The sequence below is a fragment of the Geodermatophilus sp. CPCC 206100 genome (assembly GCF_048569675.1).
Taxonomy (GTDB): Bacteria; Actinomycetota; Actinomycetes; order Mycobacteriales; family Geodermatophilaceae; genus Geodermatophilus.
The window spans coordinates 35,389-48,910 of sequence record NZ_JAQISV010000003.1; the positions used below are offsets into that span (position 1 = coordinate 35,389).

The window sequence follows — 13,522 nt, forward strand, 5'->3', positions numbered from 1 at the left end:
TGGCATGGCGGAGGCGCGCGGAGGGACCCCCGGCGGGAGACTGGGCGGCATGAGCGAGCGCGAGGAGAGCGGCCGCGACCCGGGCGCCCGGGTGCCCCGGTCCATCGAGGAGTTCGTCAGCCAGCTGCGCGGGTTCACCGACCGCGCCCGGGGGATGGCCGCCGGCGCCGTCCCCTTCTCGCTGCCGAAGCTGCCCTCGCCGCCCGGCGCGATGTCGGCGGCCCAGCTGCAGGCGATCGACAAGGCCGTGCGCGGTCAGCGCCAGCAGATCCAGGCGATGACGGCCCAGCTGGCGGCCTTCGACGAGCAGCTGGCCGTCTTCGAGCGGATCCTCGAGCCGCTGGTCGAGTGGAGCTCCACGTGGGCGCGGCTGGAGGAGTCGGTGGCCGACCTGGTCCGCCGTCAGCCGCCCGAGCCCGACGACGGCCCCGCCGGAGACGGGACGGCGGGCGGCGCGCGCTCCTGACCCTCAGCGCCGATCGCGGCGCAGCGGGTGGTCCGGCGGCACCTCGACCAGCGCGATGCGGACACCGTCCGGGTCGGCGACCCAGGCCTCGACCAGCCCCCACGGCTCGGTCCGCGGTTCGTGCAGCACCGGCACGCCCGCCGCGCGCAGCCGCTCGAACTCCGCGGCGACGTCGCGCACCTGCAGCCACAGCGCCAGCCCCTGGGGCGGCTCGCCCGAGCCGGACACCTCGAGCAGGCCGTTGCCGAGGAAGAAGACCACGCCGGGGTGCTCCGGCGGGCCGAACTCGCGGTAGACCGCGAGGCCGAGGACGTCGCGGTAGAAGGCCTGGGAACGCGTCGGGTCGCGGGGCCGGAGGAGGACCCGGCTGCTCAGGACGTCCACGGGGGCATCATCGGGGCTGGACGGCACCGACGACGGGAGGAGCCCCGTGGCGCAGCGCTTCGAGTACAAGGTGGTGGAGCTCCGGGAGGGGCTCATGGGCGGCAAGATGTCCGGTGACAAGCTGGAGAAGGTGCTCAACCAGCACGCCCGCGAGGGGTGGCAGCTCAAGGCGATCACGTCGGTCGAGGTGAAGGGTCGGATCGGCCCGGGCGGCGTCGAGGGCGTGCTGGTCACCCTGGAGCGGGCCACCGCCTGACCGTCCGGAGGACCGCCCGTGCCCGCTTCTCCCGACGTCCGGGCGCGCCTGCGCGCCGACTGCGCCCGCTGCATCGGGTTGTGCTGCGTGGTGCCGGCGTTCACGGCGTCGGCTGACTTCGCGATCGACAAGCCGGCCGGCCGGGCCTGCGTGCACCTGCAGCCCGACGCCCGCTGCGGGATCCACGACCGGCTCCGGGAGCGCGGCTTCCCCGGCTGCACCGCCTTCGACTGCTTCGGTGCCGGCCAGCAGACCGTGCAGGTCACCTTCGGCGGGTGGGACGGCGGGCCGGAGGCGGCGGCGTCGATGGCCACCGCCTTCGGCGTCCAGCGCCAGCTGCACGAGCTGCTCTGGTACCTCGCCGAGGCCCTCGCGCTGCCCGCGGCCGCGCCGCTGCACCGCGAGCTGGTCGCCGCCCGCGACCGCGCCGAGCGGCTGACCGGCGCCGGTCCCGCCGAGCTCGCGGCCGTGGACACCGCCGCGCTGCGGCAGGAGGCCGGCGCGCTCCTGCTCTCGGTGAGCGAGCTGGCCCGCGCCGGGGTGCACGGGCGGACCCGGCTCCGGCGCGGCGCGGACCTGGTGGGGGCGAAGCTCCGCTGCGCCGACCTGCGCGGAGCCGCCCTGCGGGGCGCCTACCTGATCGGCGCCGACCTCCGGGACGCCGACCTGCACCTCGCCGACCTGCTCGGCGCCGACCTGCGCGCTGCGGACCTGCGGGGCGCCGACCTCTCCGGCGCGCTGTTCCTCACCCGCCCGCAGGTGGCCGCCGCCCGCGGGGACGCCGCCACCCGGCTGCCCCCCGTCCTGGAGCACCCGGCGCACTGGGTGGCGCCGTGAGTGAGCCGCTGCGCTGGCTGGCGCGGCACCGCGGCGGGGCGGCGCCGGTCGACGTCCTCGCCCTGGCCGACCGGCTGCCCGCCGTCGAGCCCGCGACCCTGGTCGGCCGCTGGCGCGGCCGGGAGCTGCCCACCGGGTCGCGGCTGGACGGGCTGCTGGCCGCGCACCACTGGTACGGCAAGGAGGTCGTCGACGCCGAGACGGTGCACCCGCTGCTGTTCCGCGACCGCGCCGGCGTGCCGCGGCCGGTGCAGCCGGCGCTCGCGCCCCTGCTGCTGCTCCGGCGGGTGCCCGGGCTCGCCCGCAGCGCGCCGGCGCGCGCCGCGTTCGCCGCCGTCCGGCCGCTGCTGCGCACCGGCCGCCCCGCTGCCCGGGTGCGCCGGGTGGAGCACCGCGGCGTCCTCACCGCGGCGATCGTCTACGACCGGCTCCCGGTGGTCGACGCCTTCCGGCAGGTCGCCCCCGACGTGCTGCTCGGGCTCATGGACATGCGCGGCCTGGCCGAGCCGTTCGCCTTCGTGCTGGAGCGCGACCTCGACTAGATCGGTGGGAGCTCGTCCTCGTCCTCGCGCCGCCCGCGCCGGCGCAGCAGGCCGGCGACCGAGCCGACCCGGTCGCTGGCCTGCCGCAGCCCGTGGATCAGCGGCAGCACGTCCTCGGAGAGCCGCCGCAGCGTGTCCGGGACCGTGTCGATGACCGGGTCGTCGAGCACCTTGCCCACCCGCTCCAGCCCCGGGCGCAGCGCGCGCACCGGCTCCTCGAGCTCCTCGACCAGCGTCTCCAGCCGCTCGGCGGTGCGCTGGGCCGACGCGATCGTCTCGGTCGCGACGGTGGTGGCGGTGATGAGGTCCCGGACGGCGGTGTTCAGGTCGCTGAGCGTCCGCGGCAGCTGCGCCAGGGCCTCGGTCTGGTTCTGCAGCAGCGTGAGCAGCTCGGACAGCCCCGGGATGCGCGGCATGCCCAGGCTCCGGAAGGGGTCCACGGGGCAACGGTGGGCGACGGCGGGCCGCGCCGCAAACCGGCTAGCGCCAGGTGGTGACCCGCACCGTGGTGCCGCGGGGGGTGGAGCGCACCTGGACCAGGTCGCAGAGCTGGTGCACCAGGTAGACGCCGCGCCCGCCCACCTGCCGGGTCGGCGGCGGGCGGCGACCGACCAGGGGGTCGGTCAGCCGGCCGGCGTCCGAGAACTCCACCACGGCCGCGCCGGGCTCGGTCCACATCGCCAGCGTCCCGCGGCCCGCGCCGTGCCGGATGCTGTTGGTGGCCAGCTCGGAGGCCGACAGCTCCAGGGCGGCGACCTGCTCGTCGGTCAGCCCGCAGGTCCGCGCGTACGAGGCGACGGTCCGCCGCACGGCCGGCACGTCGCCGGAACCGAACTCCCCCCGCAGCACGCCCTCGCTCGCGGGCGGCGGGAGCGCGCCGCCCAGCAGCTCGGCCGGCGTCCGGGGCGCGTGGTCGGGGGACGGCAGGGGGCCGTCCGGGCCGGTGCGGTACGGGTGGGTGACGAGCGCGCGGGCGCTGACCGCCGGCGGCAGGCCCTGCACGTCGTAGGGGCACAGCAGCCGCCAGGCCGGGCCGCCGCCGGCGCCGAAGGCCGCGTTCAGCAGGTGCTCGTGCAGCTCGCACTCCACCAGCTCGGCCGCCGACCGGTCCGGGTGGGCCGGCTCACCGACCCCGCGCAGCGTGCGGCCGGTGCGCGCGGCGCGGTCGAGCGCCGCGGCCCAGGCGGCGACGATCCGGCCGGGGTTGGCCCCCACGTCGGTCATGTCGAGGAACTCGACCCGTCCGGCGTCCTCGGCCAGCGCGGCGCGGAGCTGGGCCAGTCGGCGCGTCGGCTCGACGAGGAGCACCGCCTCGTCCCGGGCGAGCCCCTCGCGCACGAAGCCCAGCACGCCGGTGAGGAACTCGTCGTCCCCGCGATAGGGCAGGGTCTCGTGCACGAACGCGGGGAGGGGGGCGACCCCGGTCCCGGCCGCGGTCACGCAGGGGACCGGCGCAGGGTGGCGCGGGCGATCCGGTCGTAGCCGAGCAGCCGCCACACCCGGGCGAACAGCGGCGTGGCGCCGACCAGCTCGGGACGGCGGCCGCAGGAGGCCCGGTCCTGGGCCCACGCGGCCAGCGCGCGGCACCCGGCCGCGTCGAAGAAGGTGAGGCCGGAGACGTCGAGGGTGGCCACCGCGTCCCCGTCCGCGGGGGAGGTGGTGAGCAGGGCACGCAGCCGCTCCGCGCCGAAGGCGTCGACGCTGCCCGCGACGGCCAGCCGGTCCCCGTCGACGAACACCCGGAAGGGCGCCAGCTCGTCGGCGTGCACCCCGTCGGGAACGCCCAGCTGGGGGTGCACGGTGGCCACGTCGCGCAGGACGTCGGGATCCACGGCGCCGCGCCGGTAGGCGCACAGGGCCGACATGCCGGATCCGCCGGCCATGAAGCCGTCGGCCAGGTGCTCCCAGCGCACCAGCTCGCGGCGCTGGTCGGGGTCGGCGGCCAGCCCGGTCAGCTCGGCGACCACCCGCAGCCCGCGGGACCCGCCGTCCACGGCCCCGCGGGTGGCGGCGTCGTAGAAGGCGAGCTGCCGCTCGGGGGAGAAGGCGCCGGCGCCCTCGTAGGCCCCGGCCAGGGGCAGCAGGGTCAGCGTGCCGTCGGCGACCAGGTCGTCGACCGCGCCGAGTGGACCGGGCCGGCGGCGCAGGAGGTCGATGCCCTCGTCGTCGCCGACGTAGAGCAGCCGCTCGCCCCGGGCCAGCCCGCCGGCCAGGAAGGACCCGGCCACGTCGGCCAGGGACTCGGCGTCGTCGTACACCCAGCACACGTGGTCCGCCGGACCGACGGCGACCGGCTCGGCCACCTCCCCCTGGCAACGCACGCACCCACGGTAGGTCGTCGTACGCGTGCGGAACAGTCCCCGGGGCGGACGTCACAGGGCGCGCAGGATGTCGTCCACCCGCTCCCGCGCGTCGCCGAAGAGCATGCGGGCGTTGTCCCGGAAGAACAGCGGGTTCTGCACCCCGGCGTACCCGGTGTTCATCGACCGCTTGAAGACGACGACGTGCTCGGCCTCCCACACCCGGAGGACCGGCATGCCCGCGATCGGGCTGCCCGGGTCCTCCAGCGCCGCCGGGTTGACCGTGTCGTTGGCGCCGATGACCAGGACGACGGACGTGTCGGCGAGGTCGTCGTTGATCTCGTCCATCTCCAGGACGATGTCGTAGGGCACCTTCGCCTCGGCCAGCAGCACGTTCATGTGGCCCGGCAGCCGGCCGGCGACCGGGTGGATGCCGAAGCGGACCCGGACGCCCTTGTCGGTGAGCTTGCGGGTCAGCTCGGCGACCGGGCCCTGGGCGTGGGCGACCGCCATGCCGTAGCCGGGGGTGATGACCACCGAGTCGGCGCCGCGCAGCAGCTCGGCGACCTCCTCGGCGGTGATCTCGGTGTGCTCGCCCGCCACGTCGCCGCTGGCGACCGCGCCCTCGTTGCCGAAGCCGCCGGCGATGACCGACAGGAACGAGCGGTTCATCGCCCGGCACATGATGTAGGACAGGTAGGCACCGGAGGAGCCGACCAGGGCGCCGGTGATGATCAGCAGGTCGTTGTCGAGCAGGAACCCCGACGCGGCGGCCGCCCAGCCGGAGTAGCTGTTGAGCATCGACACGACCACCGGCATGTCGCCGCCGCCGATCGAGGCCACCAGGTGCCAGCCCAGCGCGAGGGCCAGGGCGGTGACGGCGGCCAGCACGCCCAGGCCGGGGCTGACCACGAACGCGACGGTGAGGGCGGCGAAGGCGACCAGCGCACCGAGGTTGAGCCAGTTGCGGCCCGGCAGCATGAGCGGGTTGCTCTTCACCCTGGCCGACAGCTTGAGGAAGGCGACGATCGAGCCGGTGAACGTGACCGCGCCGATGAAGACGCCGATGACCACCTCGGCGGAGTGGATGCCGAGCAGGTCGGCGGGCACCTCGGTCTGCTCCGCGCCGGCCCGCTCCACCGACAGGTAGCCGTTCCAGCCGACGAGCACCGCGGCCAGGCCGACGAAGCTGTGCAGCACCGCGATGAGCTCGGGCATGCCGGTCATCTCGACCCGGCGTGCCCGCCACAGCCCGATGCCCGCGCCGGCGACCATCGCCACCGCGATCAGCGCGACCGCGGCGGCGTCGAGGTCGCGGGCGGCGAGCCCGATCGTCGCGGCCAGCGCGATGACCATGCCGGCGATGCCGTAGCCGTTGCCCGACCGGGCGGTCTCGTGTCGGGAGAGCCCGGCCAGGCTGAGCACGAACAGCAGCCCGGCGACGATGTAGGCCGCCGCGGCGGCGGAGGTGGCGTCCACTGGGTCAGCTCCTCGTGAACATGCCGAGCATGCGGCGGGTCACGGCGAAGCCGCCGAAGACGTTGACGGAGGCCACCAGCACCGCGACGAAGGCGAGCACGGTCACCAGCGTGCTGGTGTGCCCGAGCTGCAGGAGGGCGCCGACGACGATGATCCCGGAGATCGCGTTGGTCACCGACATCAGCGGCGTGTGCAGGGCGTGGTGCACGTTCCCGATGACGTAGAACCCGACGACGATCGCCAGGGCGAACACGGTCAGGTTGCCGATGAGCGGGCTCGGGGAGAACGCCGTCACCAGGAACAGCGCGACGGCGGCGGCCGCGACCAGCCCGGCGCGTCGCGCGGGGGAGGCCGGCGGGCGCTCGACCGGGGCGGCCGGCGGGCGGGCGGGTGGGGGAGCGGGGGCGGCCGCGGAGACCTGCACCGGCGGCGGCGGCCAGAGGACCTCGCCGTCGCGGACGACGGTCATCGACCGCAGCACGACGTCGTCCAGGTCGAGGACCACCTGGCCGTCCTTGCCGGGGGTCAGCAGCTTCACCAGGTTCACCAGGTTGGTGCCGAACAGCTGCGAGGCCTGGCCGGGCAGCCGGCCCGGCAGGTCCGTGTAGCCGATGATCGTGACCCCGCCGGGCGTGGTCACCACCTGGTCGGGCACCGACCCGGCGACGTTGCCGCCCTGCGCGGCGGCCATGTCCACGACCACGCTGCCGGGCCGCATCGCGGCGACCATCTCCTCGGTGATCAGCCGCGGCGCCGGGCGGCCGGGGATCAGCGCGGTGGTGATGACGATGTCGACCTCGCGGACCTGCTGGGCGTACATCAGCGCCGCCCGCTGGTCGTAGTCCTCGGACGTGACCGACGCGTACCCGGTGCCGCCACCGGGCTGCGGCTCGTCGGCCGGCACCCCCACGTACTCCCCGCCCATCGACTCGATCTGCTCGGCCACCTCGGGTCGGACGTCGGTGGCCCGCACCACCGCCCCCAGGCTGCTCGCCGCGCCGATCGCGGCCAGCCCTGCCACCCCGGCGCCGACCACCAGCACGGTGGCCGGCGGCACCTTGCCCGCGGCGGTGACCTGACCCGTGAACGACCGCCCGAAGGTGTGCGCGGCCTCGATGACCGCGCGGTAGCCGGCGATGTTGGCCATCGACGACAGCACGTCCAGCGACTGGGCCCGGGAGATGCGGGGGACGGCGTCCATCGCCAGCGCGGTGACCGGCCGGGCGGCGAGGGCCTGCACCAGGTCGGGGTCCAGCGCGGGGCTCAGCGTGCTGGCCAGCACCGCGCCGTCGCGCAGCAGCCCGATCTCGGCGGGCGTCGGCTTGGCCACGTGCAGGACGACGTCGGCGGCCCACGCCTCGGCCGCCGTGCCGAGCCGCGCGCCGGCCTCCGCGTAGGCCTCGTCCGGGGAACTCGCCGCCAGCCCGGCGCCCCGTTCCACCAGCACCGCGTAACCGAGCGCGAGCAGCTGCCGCACCGTCGCGGGGGTGGCCGCCACCCGCGTCTCCCCGGGCCGGGACTCCCTGGGCACTCCGATCAGCACGTCCCCTCCGTTCCCGGCGGCGACGACGCCGCACCTCGAGGTCCTGCGGTGCGGGGCCGATCATGCCGGTCCCCGCGGGGTTCGCGCGTGCGGTGGCGCGCCGTCCCGCCGTCACCCCGCGCCGTGACCGGCGGTCCCCGCGACGCCTTCGGGCGGCCGACCCCACCCGGGAGGGTGACGCCGTCCCCGCTCCGGCTCCACCCGCGGGCCGGAGCTGCCGTACTGGTCCTCGTGCCGGGGAACCGGCCCATCGACCGGCCGGGAGGCCGGTCCACCCACGGAGGGGGGAAGGTGTCAGCGCCGAGCGTGCCGGCCGAGCCGCTGGTGTCCGCAGAGATCGTCTCCTCGATCTTCTACGGCGCCGCGGTCAGCGACACCCTCGTCCTCCTCGTCGCGGAACTGGTCGGCGGGACGCACCGGGTCACCTGGGGGAACGAGGGCGCCACCCACCTGCTGGGCTACGGCCTCGAGGACCTGCGGTCCCTGCCGGTCGCGGCGCTGGTGCCCACCCTGCGCGGCGGCGAGGTCAAACTGCTGCTGCGCCGGGAGCGCAGCGCGCGCATGACCCTGCCGGTCCGCTCGGCCAGCGGCGCGTTCGTCGAGTCCGTCGTCATCGCCACGCCCACCCCGTCGGGCCGGATGTGGACGCTGCGGCTGGTGGCCGCGGCCAACGAGCAGGAGCGGGCGCTGCGGGCCACGGCCGACGCCTCCGAGCAGCGCTTCGCCACGCTCACCGAGCGCTCCCCGATCCCCACCCTGCTGTCGGAGCAGGGCATGCGCCTGGCCCACGTCAACGACGCGTTCTGCAGCCTCGTCGGGCTGCAGGCCGAGCAGCTGCTGGGCACCGGCTGGATGGCCACCGTCCACCCCGACGACCTCGACGGCGTGATCGAGCAGGTCGTCGCCGTCCTCGGCGGCGGGGACGGCGAGGCCCAGGCCCGGCTGGTCCGCGAGGACGGCACCGAGCGGACCACGGTCATCCGGTTCGCCCACCTGTTCACCCCGGGCGTCGGCGCCGGGTTCGTCGGCACCATCGAGGACATCACCGACCGGCTCGCCTTCGAGGCGCGGCTGGCCCACCAGGCCAACCACGACCCCCTCACCGGGCTGCCCAACCGCACCCGGCTCGCCGAGCACGTCGGCGCCCGCTTCACCCGGGGCGGCGGGGGCCTGGCCTGCCTCTTCCTCGACCTGGACAACTTCAAGGTGGTCAACGACTCGCTCGGCCACGCGGCCGGTGACGAGCTGCTGATCGAGGTCGCCACCCGGCTGCGCGCCACCGTGCGCCCCGGTGACCTGGTCGCCCGGTTCGGCGGCGACGAGTTCGTCGTCGTCTGCGAGGGCCTCGACGAGGACGCCGCGGTCACCCTGGCCGCCCGGATCGGCGCGGCGCTGGCCCGGCCGGTGCGCCTGGGCGGGGTGGAGGTGCGGCCGCACGCCAGCGTCGGCGTCACCGTGCAGACCGACGAGCACACCGCGGCCGAGGAGCTGATCCGCGACTGCGACATCGCCATGTACCAGGCCAAGGCCGGGGGCAAGGGCCGCATCACCGTCCTCGACCAGCAGGCCCGTGCCGAGGCCCGGGACAAGCTGCGCCTGGTCGCGGACCTGCGCTCCGCCATCGAGCGGCGCCAGATCACGCTGCTCTACCAGCCGATCTTCAGCACCGCCGACCGGACGTCGGTCGCCGTGGAGTCGCTGGCCCGCTGGAGGCACCCGGAGCGCGGCCCGATCAGCCCGGCGACGTTCGTGGCGCTGGCCGAGGAGAGCGGCCTGATCGGCGGGCTCGGCCTGCTGGTGCTGGACGAGACCTGCCGGCAGCTGGCCGCCTGGGACCGCGAGCTCGGGCCGGCCGCCCCGCTGCGGGCCAACGTCAACGTCTCGGCGCTCCAGCTCGACGAGAACCTGCACCCGCAGGTGGTCGCCGCCCTCGAGCGGCACGGCCTGGAGCCGGCGCGGCTGTCCGTCGAGATCACCGAGTCCGCGCTGATGAAGGACCCCTCCTCGGCCCGCGCGGTGCTCACCCAGCTGCGCGACCTCGGGGTGCAGCTCGCGATCGACGACTTCGGCACCGGCTACTCGTCGCTGGCCTACCTGCGGCACCTGCCGGTCGACTGCCTGAAGGTGGACCGCTCGTTCGTCGCCGAGCTCGCCCACGGGCACACCGAGATCGCCTCGGCGGTCATCGCGCTGGCCCAGAACCTCGGTCTCACCACCGTCGCCGAGGGCGTGGAGACCGCCGAGCAGGCCGAGCAGCTGGCCCGCCTGGGCGCCGGCTACCTGCAGGGGTACAGCCTGGCCCAGCCGATGACCGGCGCGTGCACCGCCGACTGGTTCGCCGCCCGCGCCCGATGACCCCGCCCCCCGCCGCCCACCCGCTTCCCCGTACTGGAGCCGTCGTGTCCTCCGCCCTGGCCGCCGCCCCGTCCTTCGACCTGGAGGCGGTGCTCGCCAGCATCGACACCATGGCCGCGCAGAAGCCGGTCGCGGCGCAGGTCGTGTCGGTCGCCAACGCCGAGGACACCGGCGCCAAGGCGCTCGCCGACATCCTGGCCGCCGACGTGGCGCTGGCCAGCCGGGTGATGAAGCTGGCCAACTCCGCCTACTTCGGCATGCGCGGCCGGGTGACGTCGCTGCAGTTCGCGGTGACCGTCGTCGGCTTCACCACGGTCCGGACCATGGCCACCGTCGCGCTCACCGACCTGGACGACGAGTCCCGCCTGCCGCAGGACTTCTGGCGGGTCAGCACCAGCGTCGCGCTGGCCGCCTCGACCCTGGCCGGCCGGTTCGGCGAGCGGCCGCAGGACGCCCTGTGCCTGGGGCTGCTCGCCCCGGTCGGCATCGCGCTGCTGCACCACAACGACCACGACGGGTACGCGGAGCTCACCGCCACGGAGCTCACCACCGCCGACCGGCGCGCTGCCGAGGTGCGCCGCTACGGCATCCACGCGTTCCGGCTGACCGCCGTGGCGCTGGAGCAGTGGGGCTTCCCCCGGAGCATGGTCGACCCGCTGGGCGCGGTCGACGACCTCGGCTCGGCGGACGGCGCGCTGCTGCGCGCGGCGCTGGAGGTCGCGTCGCGGCTCACCACCGACGACTACACGGCGGTGCCGGTCGAGCAGCTGACCGCCGGGGTGCTGCGCGAGGACGCCGTCGCGCCGGTGCTGGACAAGGTCCGCGCCGAGGCCGAGGAGCTCCGCCTGGCGATGCTGGGCTGACGAAGGACCCCGTCCTCCTCACCGCTCGCAGCTCGCGGCGAGCCTCTGGACGGGGCCGTGCGCGCGGCGGGGCCCTGCAGGGGGGCGGCCGGGGTCTCTCAGCCCGTGGTCGGCGGGGTGTAGGGCGCGCCCAGGGGGTCCACGGTCTCGTAGGTGCCGACCCCGGCCGCCAGCCGGGACAGCGCCCAGTCGCCGTCGCCCAGCACGTGGTCGATCGCGGTGAGCCGGCTGGTGTAGTGGCCCACCTTGTACTCGGCGGTCACGCCGATGCCGCCGTGCAGCTGGATGGCCTCCTGGCCGATGTGCCGGCCGGCGCGGCTGGTCTGCAGCCGGGCGCGGTCGGCCGCGGCGACGACGTCCCCGCCGGCGGCCTGGACCATCGACGCCCACAGCGCGGTGCTCCGGGCCAGTTCCAGGGAGACGTACATGTCCGCCGCGCGGAAGGTCAGCGCCTGGAACTTGTTGAGCGTCACCCCGAACTGCTTGCGGGTCGTGAGGTACCCGGCGGTGGTCCGCAGCGCGGCCTCCATCGCCCCGACCGCCTCGTGGCTGTAGGCGATCCGGGCTCGCGCCAGCACCTGCTCGATCTCGGCCGTCCGGTCGGCGGTGCCCTCGCCCAGCAGCTCGGCCGGGGTGCCGTCGAGGCGCAGGTGCGCGGCGCGGGTCCCGTCGTGCGTGCGGTAGCCGGTGCGCGTCAGGCCCTCGGCGTCGCCGCGGACGAGGAACAGCGCCGTTCCGCCGTCGACGACGGCGCTGACCACGAGGACGTCGGCGCGGGCGCCGGCCGCCACCGGCTCCTTGACGCCGGTCAGCCGCCACGTGCCGCCGTCCGCCGTGGCGGTGACGCCGGCCGCGGCCGGGGACCACCGGGTCCGGGGCTCCGCGAGTGCCGCGGCCGGCACGCTGCCGCCCTCGGCCAGGGGACCGAGGACCGCGCTGCGCTGGGCGGCGGTGCCGACGGCGGCGACCAGCCCGCCGGCGAGGACGACGGCCTCCACGAAGGGCTCGGGGGCCAGCACCCGGCCGACCTCCTCGGCGACGATCGCCACCTCCACCGGGCCGGCACCCATCCCGCCGTCCTCCTCGGCGAAGGGCAGCCCGAGGACCCCCATCTCGGCCAGCCGCGCCCAGGTCTGCTCGTCGAACCCGGGATCGGCGGCCACCACCTTGCGGCGCTGCTCGCTGTCGCCGTACGCGCGGTCCAGCAGGGCGCGGACGGCGTCGCGCAGGTCGTTCTGCTCGCTGTCGTAGGTGAAGTCCACGGTCTGTCTCACAACCCCAGGATCGAGCCGGCGATGATGGTGCGCTGCACCTCGTTGGAGCCCCCGTAGATGGAGACCTTGCGGTGGTTGAGGTACTCGGGCGTGGCGACCCGGGCCCAGTCCGGGACGTCGGAGCCGTCCTGCGCGAACGAGGCCAGCGAGAGCGGCCCCGCGATGTCGACGAGCAGCTCGGTGGCGGCCTGCTGCAGCTCCGAACCGCGCAGCTTGAGCACCGACGACGCCGGGTGCGGCTTGCCGTCGGCCGAGTGCGCCGCCACCCGCAGCGCGGTCAGCTCCAGCGCGAGCAGCTCGTTCTCCACCTCGGCGATGCGGGCGGCCATGAGGGGGTCCTCGGCCAGCGGCCGACCGCCGGCGGTGACCGACCGGGCGTGCTCCTTGGCCTGGGCGAGCAGCCGCTTGGTGGCGCCGACGCGGGCGATGCCGACGCGCTCGTTGCCGAGGAGGAACTTCGCGTAGTCCCAGCCGCGGTTCTCCTCGCCGATGAGGTTACCGGCCGGCACGCGGACGTCCTCGAAGAAGACCTCGTTGACCTCCCGGCTGCCGTCGATGAGCTCGATCGGCCGCAGCGTCACCCCGGGGGAGTCCATCGGGAAGACGAGCATGGAGATGCCGCGCTGCCTCTTCTCCGCGGTCGGGTCGGTGCGGACGAGGCAGAAGATCCAGTCGGCGTGCTGGCCGAGCGTCGTCCAGGTCTTCTGGCCGTTGACGACCCAGTCGTCGCCGTCGCGGACGGCGGTGGTCCGCAGGCTGGCCAGGTCGGAGCCCGCGTCGGGCTCGGAGAAGCCCTGGCACCACCAGATGTCGAGGTTGGCCGTGGCCGGCAGGAAGCGCTCCTTCTGCTCCTGGGTGCCGAAGGCCGCGATGACCGGGCCGATCATGCTGGCGTTGAAGGCGAGCGGCTCGGGGACGCAGGCCAGCTGCATCTCCTCCCGCCAGATGTGCAGCTGCAGCGGCGTCCAGCCCCGGCCGCCCCACTCCACCGGCCAGTGCGGCACGGCGAGACCGGCGGCGTTGAGGAGCCGCTGGGTCCGGGTGTAGTGGTCCTTGGACACGTCGCGGCGGGCCGCGACGGAGTCCCGGATCTCCTGGGGCACCTCGGTGGTGAAGAACGTCCGCATCTCCTGCCGGAACGCCTCCAGTTCCGGGGACAGCTGCAACCGCATCGGACCTCTCTCCTGACGTCGGACCCCCGTGGTGACCGTCGTCTCGCAGGG

At 75.4% G+C, this 13,522-nt stretch carries 14 protein-coding genes; 6 read left to right on the forward strand and 8 right to left on the reverse strand.

Annotation, left to right across the window (positions count from 1 at the left end):
* Positions 1-49 precede the first annotated feature (49 nt).
* The gene (locus tag PGN05_RS00730) at positions 50-466 is read left to right on the forward strand and encodes a hypothetical protein (protein ID WP_419750289.1); all 417 of its coding nucleotides are present in this window, start codon (positions 50-52) and stop codon (positions 464-466) included.
* Between the two features lie 3 nt (positions 467-469).
* Here the strand turns inward: PGN05_RS00730 and PGN05_RS00735 are convergent, their stop codons facing one another.
* Positions 470-850, reverse strand: coding sequence for a VOC family protein (locus PGN05_RS00735; protein ID WP_419750291.1), 381 nt, complete (start codon positions 848-850; stop codon positions 470-472).
* A gap of 46 nt (positions 851-896) precedes the next feature.
* Between PGN05_RS00735 and PGN05_RS00740 the strand changes: the two genes are divergently transcribed.
* The 3 genes from PGN05_RS00740 to PGN05_RS00750 are packed head-to-tail and all read left to right on the forward strand — an operon-like array spanning position 897 to position 2,485.
* A complete protein-coding gene (locus tag PGN05_RS00740; protein ID WP_419750292.1) occupies positions 897-1,106 on the forward strand; it encodes a DUF4177 domain-containing protein in 210 nt (69 codons plus the stop codon).
* 18 nt (positions 1,107-1,124) lie between these two features.
* Positions 1,125-1,943, forward strand: coding sequence for a pentapeptide repeat-containing protein (locus tag PGN05_RS00745; RefSeq protein ID WP_419750294.1), 819 nt, complete (start codon positions 1,125-1,127; stop codon positions 1,941-1,943).
* Entirely contained in the window at positions 1,940-2,485 is a 546-nt protein-coding gene (locus PGN05_RS00750; RefSeq protein WP_419750295.1) for a GXWXG domain-containing protein, read from the forward strand. The genes PGN05_RS00745 and PGN05_RS00750 overlap by 4 nt, the downstream gene beginning before the upstream one ends.
* Here the strand turns inward: PGN05_RS00750 and PGN05_RS00755 are convergent.
* From PGN05_RS00755 to PGN05_RS00775, 5 genes are read right to left on the reverse strand one after another with little or no spacing between them, the layout of a single operon-like run.
* The gene (locus PGN05_RS00755; protein WP_419750296.1) at positions 2,482-2,925 is read right to left on the reverse strand and encodes a hypothetical protein; all 444 of its coding nucleotides are present in this window, start codon (positions 2,923-2,925) and stop codon (positions 2,482-2,484) included. The genes PGN05_RS00750 and PGN05_RS00755 overlap by 4 nt on opposite strands.
* 40 nt (positions 2,926-2,965) lie before the next feature.
* Positions 2,966-3,925, reverse strand: a complete 960-nt coding sequence (locus PGN05_RS00760; protein WP_419750297.1) for an anti-sigma factor RsbA family regulatory protein — start codon at positions 3,923-3,925, stop codon at positions 2,966-2,968.
* On the reverse strand, positions 3,922-4,806 hold the full coding sequence (locus PGN05_RS00765) for an MEDS domain-containing protein (protein ID WP_419750299.1): 885 nt from the start codon (positions 4,804-4,806) through the stop codon (positions 3,922-3,924). The genes PGN05_RS00760 and PGN05_RS00765 overlap by 4 nt, the downstream gene beginning before the upstream one ends.
* A 51-nt stretch (positions 4,807-4,857) precedes the next feature.
* Positions 4,858-6,264: a Re/Si-specific NAD(P)(+) transhydrogenase subunit beta gene (gene pntB, locus PGN05_RS00770; RefSeq protein ID WP_419750301.1), complete on the reverse strand. Its 1,407-nt coding sequence runs from the start codon at positions 6,262-6,264 to the stop codon at positions 4,858-4,860.
* A gap of 4 nt (positions 6,265-6,268) precedes the next feature.
* On the reverse strand, positions 6,269-7,807 hold the full coding sequence (locus PGN05_RS00775; RefSeq protein WP_419750302.1) for a Re/Si-specific NAD(P)(+) transhydrogenase subunit alpha: 1,539 nt from the start codon (positions 7,805-7,807) through the stop codon (positions 6,269-6,271).
* 291 nt (positions 7,808-8,098) lie between these two features.
* Here PGN05_RS00775 and PGN05_RS00780 point away from each other — a divergent pair, with 291 nt between their 5' ends.
* Positions 8,099-10,162: a putative bifunctional diguanylate cyclase/phosphodiesterase gene (locus PGN05_RS00780; RefSeq protein ID WP_419750304.1), complete on the forward strand. Its 2,064-nt coding sequence runs from the start codon at positions 8,099-8,101 to the stop codon at positions 10,160-10,162.
* 44 nt (positions 10,163-10,206) lie between these two features.
* Positions 10,207-11,025: an HDOD domain-containing protein gene (locus PGN05_RS00785; protein ID WP_419750306.1), complete on the forward strand. Its 819-nt coding sequence runs from the start codon at positions 10,207-10,209 to the stop codon at positions 11,023-11,025.
* Positions 11,026-11,123: 98 nt separating this feature from the next.
* On the opposite strand, the gene PGN05_RS00790 is transcribed toward PGN05_RS00785, so the two are convergent.
* Positions 11,124-12,299, reverse strand: a complete 1,176-nt coding sequence (locus PGN05_RS00790) for an acyl-CoA dehydrogenase family protein (protein ID WP_419750307.1) — start codon at positions 12,297-12,299, stop codon at positions 11,124-11,126.
* Complete coding sequence (locus PGN05_RS00795) at positions 12,296-13,471, reverse strand: acyl-CoA dehydrogenase family protein (RefSeq protein WP_419750309.1); 1,176 nt, start codon at positions 13,469-13,471, stop codon at positions 12,296-12,298. The genes PGN05_RS00790 and PGN05_RS00795 overlap by 4 nt, the downstream gene beginning before the upstream one ends.
* Between the last annotated feature and the right edge of the window lie 51 nt (positions 13,472-13,522).

What these genes read in the sequence shown, in the direction of transcription:
- PGN05_RS00730 (WP_419750289.1), top strand. Translation starts at nt 50, where the DNA reads ATGAGCGAGCGCGAGGAGAGCGGCCGCGACCCGGGCGCCCGGGTGCCC.
- PGN05_RS00795 (WP_419750309.1), bottom strand. Translation starts at nt 13,471, where the DNA reads ATGCGGTTGCAGCTGTCCCCGGAACTGGAGGCGTTCCGGCAGGAGATG.